This is a genomic window from Gordonia sp. 852002-10350_SCH5691597 (assembly GCF_001665715.1).
GTDB classification, from domain to species: domain Bacteria; phylum Actinomycetota; class Actinomycetes; order Mycobacteriales; family Mycobacteriaceae; genus Gordonia; species Gordonia sputi.
The window spans coordinates 18,650-38,714 of the sequence record NZ_LZMO01000131.1 but is presented as its reverse complement, the minus strand read 5'-3'; the positions used below and the strand labels follow the sequence as shown (position 1 = coordinate 38,714).

The following is a 20,065-nucleotide window of genomic DNA, read 5'->3' as shown; positions in this document are numbered from 1 at the left end:
CCGCTAGTCGTCGAGGAAATCCATCACCAGCGGACTGGCCTCTGCACGACACTCGTCGAAGTACGCGTGCCGGGCGCCGTCGAAGACGTGTGTCCTGGCGTCGGGTATGGCCGACGCCAGTATCTCGGCGTTGACGACCGGTGCGAATCTGTCGTCGGAGCCGTGGAGGATGAAGGTTGGCGCGGCGATCTCCGGCAGGTGGTCCCACGCATCGTGAGAGTCGCTGGCCCGCAGGTGTTGTCGTCGTGCACGCGGTGTCATCGTCGGGTCACCGAGAACCGTGTACGGCCCGGGGTTGGTCGCCTGCCATTCGGGCGTGTACATCAGGTCGGTCATGACCTGCGTGGCATCCGGACCCGCCAGTGCGCGACGGACCTCCGGATCACGTTCTCGCGCATGGCTTCCCCCGGGAGTGGTGCAGCCGAGGACGAGTCTGCGGACGCGGTGCGGTGCGGAGATGGCGATCCACTGCGCGGTGCGCCCACCCATGGATGTGCCGTAGATGTCGAATCTGCCGATCGACAACGCATCGAGCACCGAGAGCGCATCCCGCGCGAACAATTGGGTGCTGTAGTCGCCGTCGGGGGAATCGCTTGCGCCGGTGCCGCGATAGTCGAAGGTGACAGTGGTGCGGTGGCGTGCGAAGTCGTTGCGGGTGCGGTCCCACCAGTGATGGTTGTTGGACTGACCGGGTAGGAGGAGCAACACCGGTCCGCTCCCGCGTACCTGTACGGCCAGGCGGGTGCCGTCTGACGCATGGGTGGTTTCGTGATACTCCTGCACGGGCACCATTCTGACAGCACCGCTGGTCATGACCGGACCGCGGCGAGGATCTGCTGCGCGCGTGCGACGACGGGGGGATCGACCATGTGACCGTCGACCGCGACAGCCGATCCGTCGGCACGCGTGGCGTCGACGATCCGCCGTGCCCACGCGAGCTGATCGTCGGTCGGTGCGAGTCGGTCGTGCACCGCAGCGACTTGGCTCGGATGAATGCAGAGCTTGCCGCGCAAACCGATTCGTGCGGCGTATCCGACGTCGTCGGTGAGCTTCTCGGCGTCGCGTAGCGCCGTCGTCACACCGTCGACGGGCGATGCGACCCGTGCCGCGGCCGACGCCAGCACCAGCGTCGACCGTGCGTGGAGCAGGGCCTCGCGGTCATCGGGGTCGACGCCGAGTTCGGCCGCGAAGTCGATGGCGCCGAACGCGATCCGTGCGACACCGGGTGTCGCGGCGATACCGGGCGCGTTGAGCACGCCGACCGCGGTTTCGATGAGCGGGATGACAGGTGCGTTCGACGCCGTGGCGACCCTCGAAACGATCTCCGACGCTTCGGCTTTGGCGAGCATGGCCCCTGCCCCTACCCCTTCCGCTGCCCCGGCTGGGTTGTTGATGCCCACTGCGGCGAGCATGGCGATGTCGCCGTCGAACCACTGCGTGTCTGCGCCGTTGATCCTGACAACAGCGGCGTGCCCGGACGACAACCACTGGGCGACATCGGATCTCGCGGCATCCTTGTCGTCGGGAGCGACCGCATCCTCGAGATCGATCACGACGACATCGGCGCCCGCCGCCTCGGCTTTCGCGAAGCGATCGGGGCGGTTTCCCGGAACGAACAGAAATGTCCGGGCGGCACGGAGTAGATCGACGTTCATCGCAGCGCACCTCGCCCGGTGACGTACACCGTGTCGGCACCACTGATGATCTGGAGCTCGATGTCACCATCGTTGCCCGAGGGTCGACCCTCGAGTCGGAAGGCGTCGCCGAGGAACAGGGGCTTGCGGAGTCGGAAGTCGAAGCTGCGCAACGACTGTCCCGACCTCTCCCGCACCAGCTCGGCCAGATAGGTCGCGAGAAGCGGGCCGTGAACCACGAGATCGGGATAGCCTTCGACCTGCGTCACGTACGGCTGGTCGTAGTGGATGCGGTGTGCGTTCGACGTGAGCGCCGAGTAGCGGAACAGCAGGGGAGCGCTGGGCGTCGGCTCCGCGCTCCACGCCGCGTCCGTCGGACCGAGCTTGCAGACCTCGCGCTCAAACGGGCGGGACGAGCCGGAGTCGCTGCGGTACACCAGGTCCTGATCCTCGACGAGTGCTGTCCGATCCTCCTGGAGGTACTCCGACCGCACGGTGACGAACAGCATGTCGCCTGTGCGGCCGTGCTTTTCGGTGACCGCGTGCAAACTTGTTCGTTTCTGTGTGGGTGTACCGAGGCGGAGTGGCTCGGAGATGCGGATCGATGACCCGGCGAACATGCGACGTCGGTCGGGGATCGGTGGCAGGAAGTGGCCGTCCGTCGGATGGCCGTCGGGGCCGAGTTCACCGGTGTGGGGCCACTCGGAGAAGTAGATCCACTGCCAGGTCATCGGGAGTGGTGAACCCGCGCTGAAGGTGTCGTCCAGATCGAGGGTCGCTGCCAAGCGTGACGCCTGAGCGGGATCGAGGCCGTCGGTCTCGACGACGGGCTGCGGCGTCCAGTTCTCGACGTAACTGCTCAACGTGGTGGTCGCGGTGTCGGTCACGAGGTGCCCCCCTGTGCGGTTCCGGTCTTCTGTGTGGGTGTATCGAGCACTCCCGACGAGAGGAGCGCGTCGATGTCGTCGTCGGTCGCGCCCAACTCGCGGGCGATCGTGATGCTGTCGGCTCCGAGTGCCGGAACCGGGTCCATCCGCGCTTCGTCGCCGAATCCGATGGGCGGCAACAGAGCTCGTATCGGTCCGCGCTCGGTGTCGACGCTGCGCCAGCGGTCACGGCCCGCCAGCACCGGATGGTCGAGGAACTCCGAGACGGTGTTGACTCCGCCGAAGGCGATCTTCGCCTGCTGGAGCCGCGCAGTGAGTTGGTCTGTCGTCATGCGACCGAAGTGCTCGGTCACCGCGGCGTCGACGGCGTCACGGTTGGCCACCCGCAGCGTGTTCGACGCGAACCGCGGGTCATCGGCGAGAGCGGCGTCGTCGAAGACGTTCTCGCACAGTCGTTGCCACTCCGGTTCGTTCTGGATGGCGAGGAGGAAGACGTGTCCGTCCGCGGCGGCGTATGGGCCGTATGGCGAGATGGTGGCGTGCGCCGCGCCGAAGCGTCCCGGTTGGCGACCCGCGCCCTGCGTGAAGTGTGCCGGCTGGCCCATCCACTCACTCAGTGCCTCGAACAGCGAGACCTCAAGGGTGGCGCCCTCGCCGGTGATCTGGCGCTGATAGAGCGCCGCGAGCACTCCGGAGAATCCGTACATCCCGGCGGCGATGTCGGCGATGGAGACACCGACCTTGGCGACGTCGTCGGGAGTCCCGGTCATCGATACCAGGCCCGTTTCACATTGCACCAGAAGGTCATACGCCTTGCGATCAGCCCACGGACCGGTGCTGCCCCAACCGGTGATCGAGAGCACGATCTTGCGTGGATCGCGCGCCCGCACCGCGTCGGCGCCGAGGCCGAGCCGCTCCGCTGCACCCGGCCCGAGGTTCTGGATGATCACGTCAGCGCGATCGGCCAACTCGTGCAACATCTTTGCGCCCGACTCGGATTTCACGTCGAGTGCGATGGACTCCTTGGAGCGGTTGAGCCAGACGAAGTAGCTGGCGAGACCGTCGACGGATTCGTCATATGCGCGGGCGAAGTCGCCGGTGCCCGGACGTTCCACCTTGATCACACGCGCGCCGAGATCGGCGAGCTGTCGAGTCGCAAACGGTGCTGCGACAGCGTGTTCGAGCGACAGGACCGTCACTCCGGACAGGGGGAGCATGCTCTCACCTCCGCGGTGATATTCGGGTGTGGTGATCAGATGTCGAGTCCGCCGCGCTTCACGAGCTGCTTGGCGATGACGTTCTGCTGGATCTCGTTGGTGCCCTCGCCGACGATCATCAGCGGTGCGTCGCGGAAGTACCGTTCGACGTCGTATTCGGTGGAGTAGCCGTAGCCGCCGTGGATGCGAACCGCGTCGAGTGCGATCTCCATCGCGGTCTCCGAGCAGAAGAGCTTGGCCATGCCTGCCTCCATGTCGGCGCGTTGTCCGGTGCCGACGCGGTCGGCGGCATCGAACAGCAGGCTGCGGGCCGCGGCGAGCTTGGTGCCCATCATGGCGAGCATGTTGCCGACGGCCTGGTGCTTCCAGATCGGTACCCCGAAGCTTTCGCGATCTTGCGCGTAGTTCAGCGCGTCGTCGAAGGCGGCTCGTGCGACGCCGGTGGCTCGTGCGGCGACCTGGATGCGGCCGACCTCGAGGCCCTTCATCATCTGGGCGAAGCCCTTGCCTTCTGTGCCGCCGAGCACGGCGTCGGCGGGCACGCGTGCGTCGGTGAAGTTCAGTTCACAGCTCTCGACGCCCTTGTAGCCGAGTTTTGGCAGGTCCTTGGAGACCTCGAAACCTGGCACCTTCTCGACGAGGAGGATCGAGACACCGGTGTGCGCGGGTTGGGCCTTGGGGTCGGTCTTGCAGAGCAGTGCGACCAGATCGGACTTGCGGGCGTTGGAGATCCACGTCTTGGAGCCATTGATCACGTACTCGTCGCCCTCACGGATGGCGCTGGTGCGCATGGCCTGCAGGTCGGAGCCACCGCCCGGTTCGGTCAGCGCCATGGTCGCGCGGATCTCGCCGGTTGCCATACGCGGCAGATACTTCTCCTTCTGCTCCTCGGTGCCGAAGGTCAGCAGCAGCTTGGCGACGACGGTGTGCCCGCCCATCGCCCCCGCGAGACTCATCCAGCCGCGTGCGAGTTCTTCGGTCACCCGCGCGTAGCAGGGCATGGAGACCTGTGCGAAGCCGTATGGCTCGGGGATGGCGAGCCCGTAGATGCCCATCTCCTTCATCTGCTCTATGAGGTCTTCGGGGTAGGTGTTCGAGTGCTCCAACTCCCGCACCACCGGGCGTACCTGCTTGTCGACGAAGTCGCGAACGGTCTTGATGATGGCTTCTTCTTCGACGCTCAGCGTGCTGGCCATGGGAACTCCTTCAATCGGTGTCTATTAAAAATAGTCTATAGAGTTTGCAAGCAGTTGTCACCATTTTCTACGTCTTGAGGGCGGCGCGCGCGGCGTATGCCGTGGTCACAACTGCCTAACGACCCCACTGAGCATTTGGCGACGCTCGGCGCACGGCAGTAGCATTTGAGGCTGTTGTTATTGGTGTGACTAAAGGGGCTAATGGTGCGTCTTCGTGGAGTTCGGTGTGCGACGGCTCTGACCGCGCTCGCGGCTGTGATCGTCGGCGCCGCCACGATGAGCGGCGTTGCCGCAGCCGACCCGACGCCTGTTCCGCCCCCGTCGAGCATCCAGACCGTCGTGCATGACACGCCGCTGCAGTCGACGCTGATCGTCTACTCGGCGGCGATGAACAAGGCGATCCCGGTCACGGTGCTGCATCCGAAGGACACCAGTAAGCCGGTACCCACCCTCTACCTGCTCAATGGCGCAGGCGGAGGCGAGGATTCGGCAACCTGGGCCGCCAAGACGTCGTATGCACAGTTCTTCTCCGACAAGAACGTCAACGTGGTCACCCCGATCGGCGGTGCATTCTCGTATTACACCGACTGGCAGCGCGATGATCCGGTCCTCGGCCGCAACAAGTGGCAGACATTCCTGACCAAAGAACTTCCGCCGCTGATCGACAAGGAGTTCAAGACCACCAAGGCCAACGCGATAGCCGGCATCTCGATGGCCGGCACGTCGGTGCTCAATCTCGCGATCGCGGAGCCCAAGCTCTACAAGGCTGTCGCGGCCTACAGCGGGTGTGCGCGAACCAGCGATCCGCTTGGGCTGCAATACATTCGGATGGTCGTGGGTGATCGCGGACGCGGAAACATCGTGAACATGTGGGGCGTCCCGGGTGGCCCGGGGTGGCAAGCGAACGACCCCTACCTGAACGCGGCCAAGCTGCGCGGCACCAAGGTGTACATGACAAGCGGCACGGGATTGCCCGGCCAATACGATCGGCTCGACTCGCCGCTGATCAACGGCGACCCGGTCACTCTCGCGAACCAGGTGCTGCTCGGAGGGGTCATCGAGGCGGCAGTCAACAACTGCACCCAGCAGATGGTTGCGCGCATGAAGCAGCTCCACGTTCCCAACAAGGTTCTGACCCGATCGGGCGGGACGCACTCCTGGGCATACTGGGAACAGGACCTCCACGACACCTGGCCGATGATCGAGGCCGATCTCAACGCCAAGCCTGCACCGGCTGCGAAGCCCGCACCGAAGAAGTAGGGTCGCGCTACGGCGCCGGGCGGACAGCCCGGCTGTCGACGCTGCGCTCGACTTCGCATCCCGCAGAGTTCTCACATCCCGCCGCGTCGAAAGGTGAGCAGACTGTGACGGCGGGGTCACGCGCAGAAAACTTCCTGCAACAGGCGCTTCCTAGGGTCGTAGACACATCACGTCGCGCCGCCGGTTGTCGCGACACCTCAGCCCCATCGCAGGAAGCGGCACCCCCATGAGTTATGCGTACACCCGTAAACACCACATCACCGGATGGGACCCGGAAGACCGGCAGGCCTGGGACGCCGGCGGCGCGCAGATCGCCAAGCGCAACCTGGTCTGGTCGATCATCTGTGAGCACATCGGCTTCTCGATCTGGTCGCTGTTCTCGGTGATGGTGCTGTTCATGTCGCCGGCGTACGGCATCAGCCTCGACCAGAAGTTCGCCATCACGGCAACGGCCACTCTCGTCGGTGCTTGCCTCCGTATTCCCTACACCACGGCGACCGCCAAGTTCGGTGGCCGTAACTGGGCCATCTTCTCCGCGGTGGTTCTGCTGATCCCGACCACCCTGGTGTTGATACTGATGCTGAATCCGGGCAAGTTCGGGTTCGGTTGGTTCCTCTTTGCCGCAGCGCTCACCGGCCTCGGCGGCGGCAACTTCGCGTCGTCGATGACCAACATCAACGCGTTCTTCCCGCACCGCCTCAAGGGCTGGGCACTGGGACTCAACGCAGGCGGCGGCAACATCGGTGTCCCGGTGATCCAGTTGATCGGGCTCTTGGTCATCTGGTTGGCGTCCGACAAGCCGGAGATCGTGTGCGCCATCTACCTCGTCGCCCTCGCATTCGCCGCCATCGGTGCCGCGATCTACATGGACAACCTCGACCACCAGACGTCGAGCTACCGCTCCATGGTCGATTGCCTGAAGTACCGCGACACCTGGTTGATCTCGTTGCTCTACATCGGCACGTTCGGCTCGTTCATCGGCTTCAGCTTTGCCTTCTCGCAGGTCCTGCAGATCAGCTTCAAGTCGTCGGGCGTCGGCAATGCCGCACTCGCTGCAGCCCAGATCGCCTGGATCGGACCGCTTCTCGGTTCCATCGCGCGTCCCTACGGTGGCAAGCTCGCCGATCGCTTCGGTGGTGGCCGCATCACCTTCGTGTGCTTCCTCGCGATGATCGCGTCGGCGTCGGTGCTGGTGATCTCCGGAATGGCTGCCGACGCACACGCCCATCACAAGATCGGTACCGCTCAGCTGATCGGCTTCATCATCGGCTTCATCCTGCTGTTCCTGATCTCGGGAATCGCCAATGGTTCGGTCTACAAGATCATTCCGACCGTCTTCGAACACAAGGCTCGCAACCTCACCGGCCTCGACACGATGGGCCGTGTGGTCTGGTCGCGCAAGATGTCCGGTGCGCTCATCGGTATCGCGGGTGCGGTCGGTGCGCTCGGCGGCGTCGGCATCAACCTGGTGCTGCGTTCGAGCTACAAGGCCAATCAGTCTGCGACGGTCGCCTTCTGGGTGTTCCTCGGCTTCTATGTGATCGCCGCGATCATCACCTGGGTCTTCTACGCTCGACGCGAGATCGTGCTCGAGGAGCGCGAGACCACCGACATCGCGGTCGATCCGACGGTCGTCGACGACGCTCCCGCGGCCACCATCCCGGCAGCGGAACCCGCGAAGTGACCCCCGAAATGGATTCGGCGCCAATAATGGACACGCGCACCTGTGTGGTCGTCGGTCACGGCATGGTCGGCCACCGATTTGTACAGGAACTCCGCGAACGCGACACCGCGAACCAGTACCGGGTGATCGTGCTGAGCGAAGAACCGGTCGCCGCCTATGACCGGGTCGGGCTGTCGAGCTACGTCGGGTCGTGGGACCCAGCGTCGATGTCGCTGCCCGACAACACCTACGCCGGAGACGATCTCGTCGAGCTCCGGCTCGGCGAGTCCGCCACCACCATCGACCGCGAACAGCGTCGGATCACCACTTCGGCGGGCAATGAGATCGATTACGACACAGTGGTTCTCGCCACCGGATCGTATCCGTTCGTGCCGCCGGTCGAGGGTAAGGACAATCCGCGCAGCTTCACCTACCGCACCCTCGCCGATCTCGACTCGATCCGCGCGACCGCTGAGTCTGCGGGCTCGGGCGCACCGGGTGTCGTTGTCGGCGGCGGCCTGCTCGGACTCGAGGCAGCCAACGCACTCCGGTTGCTCGGAATGACGCCGCACATCGTCGAATTCGCGCCTCGATTGATGCCACTGCAGGTCGACGAGGGCGGCGGTGCGTTGCTGGCATCGCTCGTCGGTGACCTCGGTCTGCACGTACACACCGGGGTGTCGACGACGGCCATCGCCGACGCCGAAGACGGTTCTCTGGCGGTCACCCTGTCGGACGGGACCGTCCTCGACGCTGCGCTCGTGGTGTTCTCCGCTGGTGTCCGACCACAGGACGCGCTCGGTCGGCAGGCGGGCCTCGACGTCGGTGAACGCGGCGGAATCATCACCGATACCGGCTGTCGCACAAGCGATTCGTCGATCTGGGCGATCGGTGAGGTCGCCGCGGTCGAGGGTCGCTGCTACGGCCTGGTCGCTCCCGGTTACACGATGGCCGAGATCGCGGCGGACGGCATCCTCGGTGCCGCCGAGACGACGTTCGGTGGCGCCGACATGTCGACGAAGCTGAAACTGCTCGGCGTCGACGTCGCGAGCTTCGGCGACGCGATGGGTGTCACCGAGAACGCACTCGAGATCGTCTACTCCGATCCCGTCGCGGGAACGTACAAGAAGCTCGTGCTCTCCGACGACGCGTCGACGCTGCTCGGCGGCATCCTCGTCGGTGATGCCGACGCCTACGCGATGTTGAAACCGATGGTGGGGCGCGAGATTCCGGGCGATCCGTCGTCGCTGATCGCGCCGGCGGCAGGCGAAGGCGGCGGGATCGGATTGTCGGCACTGCCCGACGACGCCGAGATCTGTTCGTGCAACGGCGTTTCCAAGGGAGCGATCTGCTCGGCCATCGCCGACGGTGCGTGCTCGGTCGCCGACATCAAGGGGTGCACGTCTGCGGGCACCACGTGTGGTGGTTGCGTGCCGTCGATCACCAGACTCCTCGCCGACTCCGGCGTCGAGTTGTCCAAGGCGCTGTGTGCTCACTTCACACAGTCGCGTGCCGAACTGTTCTCGATCGTGGCGGCAACCGGAATCCGCACCTTCTCCGAGTTGATCGCCCGCTTCGGGACCGGCGGTGGCTGCGAGATCTGCAAGCCGACCGTCGCGTCGATCCTGGCTTCGACGTCGAGCGATCACATCCTCGACGGCGAGCAGGCCGCACTGCAGGACACCAACGACCACTTCCTGGCCAATCTGCAGAAGAACGGCACCTACTCGGTCGTTCCGCGGATGCCCGGTGGCGAGGTGACCGCGGATCAGCTGATCACGATCGGTCAGATCGCCAAGGATTTCGGCCTCTACACCAAGGTCACCGGTGGTCAGCGCATCGACATGTTCGGTGCGCGCGTCGAGCAACTCCCCGAGATCTGGCGCCGACTCGTCGACGCCGGGATGGAATCGGGCCACGCCTACGGCAAGAGCCTGCGGACGGTGAAGAGCTGCGTCGGTTCGAGCTGGTGTCGCTACGGTGTGCAGGACTCGGTGGCTATGGCGGTCCGCCTCGAACATCGCTATCGCGGGTTACGTTCACCACACAAGATCAAGCTCGGCGTGTCGGGGTGTGCCCGCGAGTGCGCTGAGGCACGCGGCAAGGACGTCGGCGTGATCGCGACCGAGAATGGCTGGAACCTCTACGTCGGCGGAAATGGCGGCCAGAGTCCCGCGCACGCAAAGCTTCTCGCGTCCGGACTCGACGACGAGACGCTGGTGCGCTACATCGACCGCTACCTGATGTTCTACGTCAGGACCGCCGACCGGTTGCAGCGCACCGCGCCGTGGCAGGAGAGCTTCGACGGAGGGCTCGATCGGTTGCGGGAGATCGTCTGCGACGACATCCTGGGTATCGGAGCCGACCTCGAGGATGCGGTCGCCAGGCACGTTGACGGCTACCGCGATGAATGGGCCGCAGTGCTCGACGATGAGGACAAACTGCGTCGCTTCGTGTCCTTTGTCAACGCCCCGGAGACTCCCGACCCGACCATCGCCTTCGATGACTCGTCGGGCCGCAAGGTCCCGGTGCTACTCGGCACGCCCACACGATTCAAGGAGACAGCATCATGACCGCGTTGGACGACGCCGTAAGCACCTGGGTGCCGGTGTGCACACTTGACCAGTTGACCGTCGGCCGTGGTGTCGCTGCGCTCGTCGGCGGCACGCAGGTCGCGGTGTTCCGCCTGTCCGATGGTGAGGACACACTGCGCGTCGTCGACAACATCGACCCCTTCGGTCGTGCTGCCGTGATGTCGCGCGGGCTCATCGGCGACAGGAACGGCGAGCCCACCGTCGCATCGCCGCTGCTCAAGCAGGTGTTCTCGCTCGATACCGGCGCGTGCCTCGACGATGCGTCACAGGCCCTGCAGACGTATCCGGTGCGGGTGGTCGACGGAACGGTCGAGATCGGGATCATCGATACCCAGTTCAGCGATACCCGATGACACCCTCCTCCGACTCGGCCTCCGACTCACCCACTGTTTCCGACTCACCCACTGTCGCGGCGACTCCGGACAAGACCCTGACCGGCTTCACCATCGGCATCACCGCGGCGCGGCGAGCCGACGAGTTCGCCGCTCTGCTCACACGTCGTGGCGCCGAGGTCATCCATGCCCCCGCTATTCGCATCATCCCGCTCATCGACGACGACGAGCTCGAGCGCGCCACCGAATCGATCCTCAGAGAACCGCCAGACGTCATGGTGGCGACCACCGGAATCGGGTTCCGCGGTTGGGTCGAGGCGGCTGACGGGTGGGGACTCGCCGACGACCTGGTGGACACACTCGGCGGCGTCCGGCTGCTCGCGAGAGGCCCCAAGGCCAAGGGCGCCATTCGTGCGGCAGGCCTGCGTGAGCAGTGGTCGCCACCCAGCGAGTCGTCGAGCGAGCTCATTCGCGAGCTACTCGACGAGGGAGTCGCGGGACTGCGGGTCGCCGTACAGCTCCACGGCGCGACGACGAGTTGGGAGCCGCTACCCGACCTGTGCGACGTGCTGCGTGAGGCAGGTGCCGAGGTCGTCCCGGTGCCGGTCTACCGCTGGACTCCGCCGGACGACACCGACCCGATGGCTCGGATGATCGACGCCGTCATCAACCGCGACCTCGACGCCGTGACGTTCACCAGCGCTCCGGCGGTTGCGTCGATGCTCGGTCAGGCGCATCGCACCGGTGCACTCGAACCGTTGCTGCACGCCATGCGCACCGCGGTCCCCGCGATGTGCGTCGGCAATGTGACTGCGGGGCCCCTGCATGCGCTGCAGGTTCCCACGATGCAGCCCGCCCGCTTTCGTCTCGGTGCGCTCGTCAGACTGATCGCCGAGGAACTGCCGCGTCGTGCGAGTGTGCTCCGCGTCGCCGGGCACGACCTGAGCATTCGGGCGTCGGGCGTTGTCGTCGACGGCTGCTTTCACTCGGTGACGGGTTCGAGCATGGCGCTACTGCGGGTGCTGCATCGCGTTCCGGGACAAGTCATCTCGCGCAAGGCGATGCTCGACGAACTCCCCGGCGGTGGCACCGACACCCACGCCGTCGAGATGGCGGTCACCAGACTGCGCTCGGCGCTGGGTGATTCGAAAATGATCCAGACGGTGGTCAAGCGTGGATACCGCTTGGCTGTCGACCTCGAATATGACGAGAACGATTCCGATGAAGCCTGAACACACCGCTGTCACCCGCCCACAACCCATCCTCGTGGCACACGGCACCCGCTCGGTTGCGGGAGTCTCGACCGTCGGCCGCATCGCCGAACTCGTGGGGGAGCGCGTGGGGACGACCCGCGTGGCTTTCGTCGATGTTCTCGGTCCGTCACCGTCGGAACTGCTCGCGCAGACCCCGGGACCGGCGATCATCGTGCCTGCCTTTCTTGCCGCCGGATACCACGTCCGACGCGACATCCCGGAGCACATCGAGGCCAGTGGCCATCAGCGGGTCACATTGTGCGACAACATGGGCCCCGACCCGATGCTCGCGGTGCTGATGCTCGAGCGACTGCGCGCCGCAGGCTGGCGCGACGGTGACGCCGTGGTCATGGCCGCCGCCGGATCGTCGGATTCGCTCGCGTTGGCCGACGTCGAGACCGCCGCTCGTCAGCTCGGAGAGCTGATCGACGACGACGTGCCGGTCGGCTATGTCGCCACCGCGACACCGCGCGTCCCCGACGTGGTGTCGGCCACGCGCAGGTCACGGCGGCGTCGGGTCTTCATCGCCGCATACTTGTTGGCGCCCGGGTTGTTTCACTCCCGCTTGAGCAAGTACGGCGCCGACGGCGTTGCGGCACCGATCGGCGCGGACCCGCGGGTGGCGGATCTGATCGTCGCGCGGCTCACCTTCGCGGGCCTGCGCGACTCACAGTCGCGACCGGCCCGTGTGAGAACCATGTGATCGACCGGTAACGCGCATTCATGGCATCGGAAACAATCGGCTCCAACCATGGAGTCATGCCCGCGACCTCCACCGTCGACTCGCTCTGTGCTTACTGCGGGGTGGGGTGCGGGATGGTGCTGCACGTGTCGACGCCCGACGGCGCAGGACTTCCGTTGGTCACCAAGACCACCGGACGTAAAGACCATCCGACGAACTTCGGGCGGTTGTGCACCAAGGGATCGACCACGTCGGACATGCTGGCCGCGCCGGGGCGGATGGAGAAGGCGTCGATCCGGACCAGCCGCGACACCGACCGGGAGTCGGTCGGAATCGACGAAGCGATCTCCTTTGCCGCACGCCGGATGCGGGCGATAGCCGACGAGCACGGCCCGGATTCGGTTGCGGTGTACGTGTCGGGCCAGATGTCGACCGAGGCGCAGTACCTGTCGAACAAGTTCACCAAGGGCTATCTGCGCGGCATCAACATCGAATCCAACTCGCGACTGTGCATGGCAAGCGCAGGCACCGGCTACAAGCAGTCCCTCGGCGCCGACGGCCCACCCGGCTCGTATCAGGACTTCGAACACGCCGACCTGTTCTTCGTCATCGGCTCCAACATGGCCGACTGTCATCCGATCCTGTTCCTGCGCATGATGGAACGGGTCAAGGCCGGAGCGAAGCTGGTCGTCATCGATCCACGACGCACCGCCACCGCGGCCAAGGCCGACCTCTACCTGCAGGTCAAACCCGGCACCGACCTCGCATTGCTGAACGGTCTGCTGCACCTGTTGATCGAGGCCGACAACGTCGACCACGACTTCGTCGAGACCTACACCGAGGGTTTCGAGGCGACCAAGGAGTTCGTCTCCGAGTACACACCCGGTGTCGTCAGCGCGACCACTGGCATCGCCGAGGACGACATTCGCACGGCCGCAACGTGGATCGGCGAATCCACGAACTGGATGAGTTGCTGGACAATGGGGCTCAACCAGTCGATCCACGGCACCTGGCACACCAACGCGCTGATCAATCTGCACCTGGCCACCGGCGCGATCTGTCGCCTCGGCAGTGGCCCGTTCTCGCTCACCGGACAGCCCAACGCGATGGGCGGACGCGAAATGGGTTACATGGGGCCGGGTTTGCCGGGCCAGCGGGCGGTGATCTCCGAAGCCGACCGCGATTTCTGCGAGGACACCTGGGAGGTGCCACGCGGCACGCTGCGCAGTGAGGTCGGGACCGGGACCATCGACATGTTCGACCAGATGGCCGACGGCAAGATCAAAGCCTGCTGGATCATCTGCACCAATCCCATTGCCAGCGTGTCCAATCGGTCCCGGGTCGTCGAGGCATTGCAACGTTGTGAGCTGGTGGTGGTGCAGGATGTGTTCGCCGAGAACGAGACCCTGCCATACGCCGACGTCGCGCTGCCCGCCACCCTGTGGACCGAGTCCGACGGGGTGATGATCAATTCCGAACGCAACCTCACCCTCTTCCAGCCGGCCGTCGCGCCGCCCGGCGACGCGCTGCCCGACTGGCAACTGATCTGCCGGATCGCCACCGAGATGGGATACGGCGAAGGATTCTCCTTCGGATCGGCCGAAGAGGTGTTCGAGGAGATCAAGCGTTTTTGGAATCCCAAGACCGGGTGGGACATTCGCGGTGCCAGCTATGCGCGTCTCCGCGAGACCCCGCTGCAGTGGCCGTGCCCGCCCGATGACGACGCCGACCGTCACCCGATCCGCTATCTCAACGACGGCCGCAGTCAGACCAAGGTGGTGCGGGCCGACGGCACCACTCCGGAATTCGTCTTCCCCACCCCGAGCGGGCGGGCGATCTTCCACGCCCGCCCGTGCCTGCCGCCCGCCGAGATGCCCGACGACGAGTTCCCCCTTGTCCTCAACACCGGCCGGCTTCCGCATCAGTGGCACACCATGACCAAGACCGGGCGGGTGGCCAAACTCAACAAACTCAACCCGTCACCGTTCGTCGAGATCCATCCCGACGATGCGGCCGCTCTCGATGTGGCCGAGGGGGATTCGGTGCGCGTCCGCTCTCGGCGTGGTGCTGCGGTACTGCCTGCAGTCCTCACCGACCGCGTACGCCCCGGCAACTGCTTCGCCCCGTTTCACTGGAGCGACATGTTCGGTGCGGACGTGACCATCAACGCCGTCACCAACGACGCCGTCGACCCGGCGTCGCTGCAACCGGAGTTCAAGGTGAGTGCCGTGGCGTTGGAGAAGGTCGCCGCAGCCCCGACCTCTGATACACCCCCAGCGGCGCCGGCCCGTGCCGATGTCCCGGCGTCGTCTCTTGCTGTGACACTGGGGCTTTCAAGTGTCGCTCCGCCTGCGTTGTCGGCAACCGAACAAGCCTATGTGGCAGGCGTGCTGGCCGGTCTGCAGAGCGAGGCGTCGGTCGCAGGCGTACCGCTGCTGCCGCCGGAGGCGCCGCTGTCCGAACAGAATCGCGCCTGGGTGAATGGTGTTCTCGCCGGGGCATTCTCACGATCGACGTCCACCGCGGGCGGGCCGCTGACAGCAGCGCCGGAGCAGCAGGTTCCCGCGCCGACCGTCGAGGTGCTCTGGGCATCGCAGACCGGTACCGTCGAGGACTATGCGCCGACGATCGCGCAATCACTGGCCGCGCAGGGTTATTCGGCCGCCACCAAAACTCTCGACGAGGCCGGCCTGGCGTCCCTTACCCCGGAGAGCACGGTACTGATCGTCACCTCCACCACGGGAGACGGCGATCCCCCGGACAACGCCACATCCTTCTGGGACCAACTGTCCGGCGACGATGTACCACCGCTGAGCGGCGTGCGGTACGGGGTACTGGCCTTCGGCGATCCCAGCTACGACGAATTCTGCGGATTCGGGCGCAAACTCGACGACCGGCTGGCCGAGCTGGGAGCCACCCGTCTGCTCGACCGGGTCGACTGCGAACCAGATTTCGAGTCGACAGCACAGGGCTGGCTCGACGCCGTGTCCGGTGAACTGGCCACCGCACTGCCGTCGGCGAGCGCCCCTGCGGAAGCTCCGCCGGCGCCGGCCGCGCCGATCTCCTACGGTCGCAAGAACCCGCTGGTGACCTCGCTGGTTCGGAACACCCGCCTCAGTGGCGACGGATCAGCAAAGGATGTGCGGCAGTTCGGGTTCGCGCTGCCCGAGAACACTCTGACCTACGATGTCGGCGATGCGCTCGGGGTGTGGCCGCGCAATAGTCCGCCACTGGTCGAAGCATTCCTGGAGACCTCCGGGCTCGACGCCGACACGGTGGTCACCGTCGGCGGGAACGACATGCCGTTGGGTAGCGCTCTGCGTGAGCGCCTCGAGATCGCGAAGATCAGCCCCGGTGTCCTCGAATTCGTCTGCGACCGGGCAGCATCGGCGGATCTGCGGTCGATGCTGGCGCCGGAGAACAAGTCCGCTCTCGACGACTGGCTGTGGGGCAGGCAGATCGCCGACCTGCTCACCACGTTCCCGATGCGTGCTTCGGCTACTGACTGGCTGTCGAAGCTGACACCGATGACGCCTCGGCAGTACTCGATCTCGTCGAGTCCGCTGGAGAGCCCCGACGAGGTCCAATTGACCGTGTCGGCAGTGCGCTACAACCTGCACGGCGTCCCGCGTCATGGCGTCTGCTCGACCTACCTCGCCGACCACGCCGCCGACGATGACATCCGAATCTGGGTGCAGCGCAACGCAGGCTTCTCGCCGCCCGAGGATCCCGACGCCCCGATGATCATGGTCGGCCCGGGTACCGGCATCGCACCATTCCGCGGGTTCCTGCATCACCGTCGGCTACTGGGTCATCGCGGGCCGAACTGGTTGTTCTTCGGTGAGCAACACGCGGCCACCGACTTCTACTACCGCGACGAACTCGAGACGATGCTCGCCGACGGGTCGTTGGACCGGCTCGACGTCGCATTCTCCCGCGATCAGAAGTCGAAAGTCTATGTGCAGGACCGGATGATCGAGCACGGTGAACAGCTCTGGCGATGGCTGTCCGACGGCGCGCACTTCTACGTGTGCGGTGACCGGTTGCGGATGGCCCGCGACGTCGACGACGCGCTGACCCGGGTCGTCGCCGAACACGGTAAGTTGTCCGGCCCCAGCGCCGAGGCATATGTGAAAGCCCTTGCCGCCGATAAACGTTACGTGCGTGACGTCTACTGAAAGGTGCCCTGAGACCTCATGAGTGACAGCAGCACACCGCGATTTCTGCAAGGCCTGTTCGCGTTCAAGGGAGCCGGATTCGAGACCCTCGCGGTCATCGACGACTCGCTCACCCTGACCGTGCCCGATGGCTCGACGCTGCAGGCGGTCTACTTCCGTGGCGGCAACAGCAGCGACGAGATGATCACGATCGCGCTGATGCATGACGGGAAGCCGGTGCGCTACTTCCCGATTGCCGCCCAGGGCGGTACCCACGTGCCGTTGCGGCTGGTGGAGGATTTTCTGGAGGGCGCGGAGATATCCTTGGCGCTGGCCGCACCCACCTCCGCGTCGGGCACCGTGGTCATCGACCTCGGCGTGGTGGAGTTCTGATGGCGCAGGATACTGCGGGGGACCGGCAATCGCTGGTGGTGGTGGGCAATGGCATGGCAGGCGCCCGCGCCATCGAGGAGATCCTGGCGCGTGGCGGAGCAGATCAGTTCGCCATCACCGTCTTCGGTGACGAACCGTATGGAAACTACAACCGCATCGCGCTGTCCCACGTGCTCGCCGGATCCGATGCGCCCGACGACATCTACCTCAACGCGGTCGATTGGTACGGCGACAACGGAATCGATCTGCGGGCCGGGGTGCGGGTGGTCCGCATCGACCCGTACGCGAAAGTCGTGCTCGCCGATGACGGTTCGCGGGTGGCTTACGACAAGCTGATCATCGCTACCGGCAGCCGTGCCTTCTTCCCGCCCATCGAAGGGCTGTGGGTCGACGACACCACGCAGCTGAGCGGCGTATTCGGCTTTCGCAGCCTCGACGACACCACGGCGATCATCGCCCACGCCGACGACGCCCAGCATGCGGTGGTCATCGGCGGCGGACTACTCGGACTCGAAGCGGCACACGGTCTCTACGGCCGCGGTGTGGCGTCGACGGTGGTGCACTCCGGCCCCATTCTGATGAACGCCCAGCTCGACGAAACCGGTGGCGCGGTGTTGCGCAGCGCGATCGAGTCGACAGGCGTCACCGTGGTCACCGGTAAACGCACCGTCACAGCCTTCGCCGATGACGAGAATGCCATCACCGGAATTGGATTCGCCGATGGCGAGCAGATGGAGTGCGATCTGCTGGTGCTGGCCACCGGCATCCGACCCAACGTGGGCCTGGCCCGCGGTGCCGGACTGACCGTCGAACGCGCCATTGTCGTCGACGACCACATGCGCTCGATCGACGACGACGACATCTACGTGGTCGGCGAATGCGCGCAGCACCGTGGCCAGGTGTACGGACTGGTCGCACCCCTGTGGGAGCAGGCCAAAGTCCTGGCCGATCACCTCACCGCAGCCAATTCGACTGCCGCATATCATGGTTCGCGGACCTCGACGAAACTCAAGGTCGCCGGCGTCGACGTCGCCCAGATGGGTGTCAAGGCACCCGAACATGCCGACGACGAGTACCTGCAGTTCTACGAGCCCCGGCACGGTGTCTACAAGACAGTGGTGATCCGGGAGAACAAGCTCGTCGGTGCCACCCTCGTCGGCGACGTCAGCAAGGTCTCATTCCTGATGCAGGCCTTCGATCAGGGAACCGAACTTCCCGACGAACGCATCTCGCTGATGTTCGACATCGGAACACCCGACGCCGCAACGGGTGTCGAGGAACTCTCCGACGATGCCCAGGTGTGCAACTGCAACGGTGTCGACAAGGCGACCATCGTCGGGTGTGTAGCAGGCGGCACCACCTCGGTGGCAGGCGTGATGGCCGCGACCCGCGCGGGAAAGGGCTGCGGCTCGTGTAAGGGATTGGTGGCGCAGGTCGTCGAATGGGCCGCAGGCGATGCGGTCACCGAAGACCCGTCGGCCAACTGGTACGTTCCCGCAATCCCGTACGAGAAGCCAGAACTCATGCGGCTGATCCGCGAACTCAAGCTCTACTCGGTGCGTTCGGTGTTCGCCGCCCTCGCACCGGACGGCAAGGAGGATGCGAACTCCAAGATGGGGTTGTCGTCGCTGCTGGAGATGATGTGGGGTTCCGACTTCATCGACGAACGCGCCGAACGCTTCATCAACGACCGTGTCCACGCGAATATTCAGCGCGACGGTACGTTTTCCGTTGTGCCGCAGATGAAAGGCGGCGTGACCAACGTCGAGCAGTTGCGCAAGATCGCCGACGTCGCGGAGAAATACGACGTTCCGCTCATCAAACTGACCGGAGGCCAGCGCATCGACCTGCTCGGCCTGCGCAAGGAGGATCTGCCCGCCGTGTGGGCCGATCTCGACATGCCGTCGGGGTATGCGTACGGCAAGAGTTTCCGCACGGTGAAAACCTGTGTGGGAAGCGACTTCTGCCGATTCGGGGTGGGCGACTCGACGGCGCTGGGCATTGCTCTCGAGGAGCGGTATCAGGGCATAGCGGGTCCTGCGAAGATGAAACTCGCGGTCACCGGCTGCCCGCGCAATTGTGCTGAAGCGCTGTGCAAGGACCTCGGCGTCGTCGCGATCGACGGCGGCAAGTGGGAGATCTACGTCGGCGGTGCCGCGGGCGCACACATCCGCAAGGGAGATCTCTTGGCGACCGTCGACAGTGCCGACGAGGTCATGACACTGGCGGGCCGCTTCCTGCAGTACTACCGCGAGAGCGCGAAATGGCTCGAACGCACCTACGCCTGGGTTCCGCGCTACGGCATCGAGAAAATCAGGGCCGTCGTCGTCGATGACGCGGAAGGCATTGCGCAACAACTTGATTCCAACATGCAACGGTCCGTCGACGCCTATCGGGACCCCTGGCAGGACGGCAAACAGCCTGCAACTCCCGGGCAGTTCCGTTCGGCACTACCGCTGCTGCCGCTCCCGCAGGTTCCGGTCCGATGAGCGAGATAGCAGTCGGCAACATCGCCGACATCCCGCCGGGCGAGGGACGGGCATTCGGTATCGAAGGTGCGCAGATCGCGGTCTTCCGACTCCGCGACGACTCGCTGCGCGCACTCGACGCCGTCTGTCCGCACCGCGGCGGGCCACTGGCCGACGCGCTGATCGACGACTGTGTCGTGGTGTGCCCGTTGCACAATTACACCTACGACCTGGGGACGGGTGACGAGATCGCCTTCGGCGGCAGCGGAGTCCGTGCGTACGCGGTGCGCGCCGACGAATCGGGCACGATCACCGTCGACCTGGGCTGA

15 protein-coding genes are annotated in these 20,065 nt (G+C 65.4%); 10 read left to right on the top strand and 5 right to left on the bottom strand.

Going from position 1 to position 20,065, the window contains the following annotated elements:
• Window positions 1–3: 3 nt before the first annotated feature.
• From A5777_RS10125 to A5777_RS10105, 5 genes are read right to left on the bottom strand one after another with little or no spacing between them, the layout of a single operon-like run.
• Window positions 4–813: an alpha/beta fold hydrolase gene (locus tag A5777_RS10125; RefSeq protein WP_064862568.1), complete on the bottom strand. Its 810-nt coding sequence runs from the start codon at window positions 811–813 to the stop codon at window positions 4–6.
• The gene (locus tag A5777_RS10120) at window positions 810–1,655 is read right to left on the bottom strand and encodes an HpcH/HpaI aldolase/citrate lyase family protein (protein WP_064862567.1); all 846 of its coding nucleotides are present in this window, start codon (window positions 1,653–1,655) and stop codon (window positions 810–812) included. The genes A5777_RS10125 and A5777_RS10120 overlap by 4 nt, the downstream gene beginning before the upstream one ends.
• Window positions 1,652–2,521: a hypothetical protein gene (locus tag A5777_RS10115; RefSeq protein ID WP_064862566.1), complete on the bottom strand. Its 870-nt coding sequence runs from the start codon at window positions 2,519–2,521 to the stop codon at window positions 1,652–1,654. The genes A5777_RS10120 and A5777_RS10115 overlap by 4 nt, the downstream gene beginning before the upstream one ends.
• Window positions 2,518–3,738, bottom strand: coding sequence for a CaiB/BaiF CoA transferase family protein (locus A5777_RS10110; protein ID WP_064862565.1), 1,221 nt, complete (start codon window positions 3,736–3,738; stop codon window positions 2,518–2,520). The genes A5777_RS10115 and A5777_RS10110 overlap by 4 nt, the downstream gene beginning before the upstream one ends.
• A gap of 35 nt (window positions 3,739–3,773) precedes the next feature.
• Entirely contained in the window at window positions 3,774–4,934 is a 1,161-nt protein-coding gene (locus A5777_RS10105; protein WP_064862564.1) for an acyl-CoA dehydrogenase family protein, read from the bottom strand.
• A 201-nt stretch (window positions 4,935–5,135) separates the two neighbouring features.
• Here A5777_RS10105 and A5777_RS10100 point away from each other — a divergent pair, with 201 nt between their 5' ends.
• From A5777_RS10100 to A5777_RS10055, 10 genes are all read left to right on the top strand, one after another.
• Window positions 5,136–6,194 carry an alpha/beta hydrolase gene (locus tag A5777_RS10100; protein ID WP_064862563.1) on the top strand — a complete coding sequence of 353 codons (1,059 nt, stop codon included), beginning with the start codon at window positions 5,136–5,138 and terminating at the stop codon, window positions 6,192–6,194.
• Window positions 6,195–6,420: 226 nt separating this feature from the next.
• On the top strand, window positions 6,421–7,878 hold the full coding sequence (locus A5777_RS10095) for a nitrate/nitrite transporter (protein ID WP_064862562.1): 1,458 nt from the start codon (window positions 6,421–6,423) through the stop codon (window positions 7,876–7,878).
• Window positions 7,879–7,904: 26 nt separating this feature from the next.
• Entirely contained in the window at window positions 7,905–10,430 is a 2,526-nt protein-coding gene (gene nirB, locus A5777_RS10090; protein ID WP_197502343.1) for a nitrite reductase large subunit NirB, read from the top strand.
• Window positions 10,427–10,804, top strand: a complete 378-nt coding sequence (nirD, locus tag A5777_RS10085; protein WP_197502342.1) for a nitrite reductase small subunit NirD — start codon at window positions 10,427–10,429, stop codon at window positions 10,802–10,804. The genes nirB (A5777_RS10090) and nirD overlap by 4 nt, the downstream gene beginning before the upstream one ends.
• A complete protein-coding gene (locus A5777_RS10080) occupies window positions 10,801–12,015 on the top strand; it encodes a uroporphyrinogen-III synthase (RefSeq protein WP_064862560.1) in 1,215 nt (404 codons plus the stop codon). Before nirD ends, A5777_RS10080 begins: the two co-directional genes overlap by 4 nt.
• On the top strand, window positions 12,005–12,739 hold the full coding sequence (locus A5777_RS10075) for a sirohydrochlorin chelatase (protein ID WP_064862559.1): 735 nt from the start codon (window positions 12,005–12,007) through the stop codon (window positions 12,737–12,739). Before A5777_RS10080 ends, A5777_RS10075 begins: the two co-directional genes overlap by 11 nt.
• Window positions 12,740–12,795: 56 nt before the next feature.
• Window positions 12,796–16,896: a bifunctional nitrate reductase/sulfite reductase flavoprotein subunit alpha gene (locus tag A5777_RS10070; RefSeq protein WP_231895014.1), complete on the top strand. Its 4,101-nt coding sequence runs from the start codon at window positions 12,796–12,798 to the stop codon at window positions 16,894–16,896.
• Between the two features lie 18 nt (window positions 16,897–16,914).
• A complete protein-coding gene (locus A5777_RS10065; protein WP_049697710.1) occupies window positions 16,915–17,268 on the top strand; it encodes a hypothetical protein in 354 nt (117 codons plus the stop codon).
• Entirely contained in the window at window positions 17,268–19,757 is a 2,490-nt protein-coding gene (gene nirB, locus A5777_RS10060) for a nitrite reductase large subunit NirB (protein ID WP_064862557.1), read from the top strand. The genes A5777_RS10065 and nirB (A5777_RS10060) overlap by 1 nt, the downstream gene beginning before the upstream one ends.
• Window positions 19,754–20,065 (top strand): Rieske (2Fe-2S) protein, encoded by a 312-nt coding sequence (locus A5777_RS10055; protein ID WP_064862556.1) that lies wholly within the window; start codon window positions 19,754–19,756, stop codon window positions 20,063–20,065. Before nirB (A5777_RS10060) ends, A5777_RS10055 begins: the two co-directional genes overlap by 4 nt.

Coding starts and splice junctions, on each gene's coding strand:
- A5777_RS10125 (WP_064862568.1), bottom strand. CDS start 813: ATGACCAGCGGTGCTGTCAGAATGGTGCCCGTGCAGGAGTATCACGAA.
- A5777_RS10120 (WP_064862567.1), bottom strand. CDS start 1,655: ATGAACGTCGATCTACTCCGTGCCGCCCGGACATTTCTGTTCGTTCCG.
- A5777_RS10110 (WP_064862565.1), bottom strand. CDS start 3,738: ATGCTCCCCCTGTCCGGAGTGACGGTCCTGTCGCTCGAACACGCTGTC.
- A5777_RS10105 (WP_064862564.1), bottom strand. CDS start 4,934: ATGGCCAGCACGCTGAGCGTCGAAGAAGAAGCCATCATCAAGACCGTT.
- A5777_RS10100 (WP_064862563.1), top strand. CDS start 5,136: ATGGTGCGTCTTCGTGGAGTTCGGTGTGCGACGGCTCTGACCGCGCTC.
- A5777_RS10095 (WP_064862562.1), top strand. CDS start 6,421: ATGAGTTATGCGTACACCCGTAAACACCACATCACCGGATGGGACCCG.
- nirB (WP_197502343.1), top strand. CDS start 7,905: ATGGACACGCGCACCTGTGTGGTCGTCGGTCACGGCATGGTCGGCCAC.
- nirD (WP_197502342.1), top strand. CDS start 10,427: ATGACCGCGTTGGACGACGCCGTAAGCACCTGGGTGCCGGTGTGCACA.
- A5777_RS10080 (WP_064862560.1), top strand. CDS start 10,801: ATGACACCCTCCTCCGACTCGGCCTCCGACTCACCCACTGTTTCCGAC.
- A5777_RS10075 (WP_064862559.1), top strand. CDS start 12,005: ATGAAGCCTGAACACACCGCTGTCACCCGCCCACAACCCATCCTCGTG.
- A5777_RS10070 (WP_231895014.1), top strand. CDS start 12,796: ATGCCCGCGACCTCCACCGTCGACTCGCTCTGTGCTTACTGCGGGGTG.
- A5777_RS10065 (WP_049697710.1), top strand. CDS start 16,915: ATGAGTGACAGCAGCACACCGCGATTTCTGCAAGGCCTGTTCGCGTTC.
- nirB (WP_064862557.1), top strand. CDS start 17,268: ATGGCGCAGGATACTGCGGGGGACCGGCAATCGCTGGTGGTGGTGGGC.
- A5777_RS10055 (WP_064862556.1), top strand. CDS start 19,754: ATGAGCGAGATAGCAGTCGGCAACATCGCCGACATCCCGCCGGGCGAG.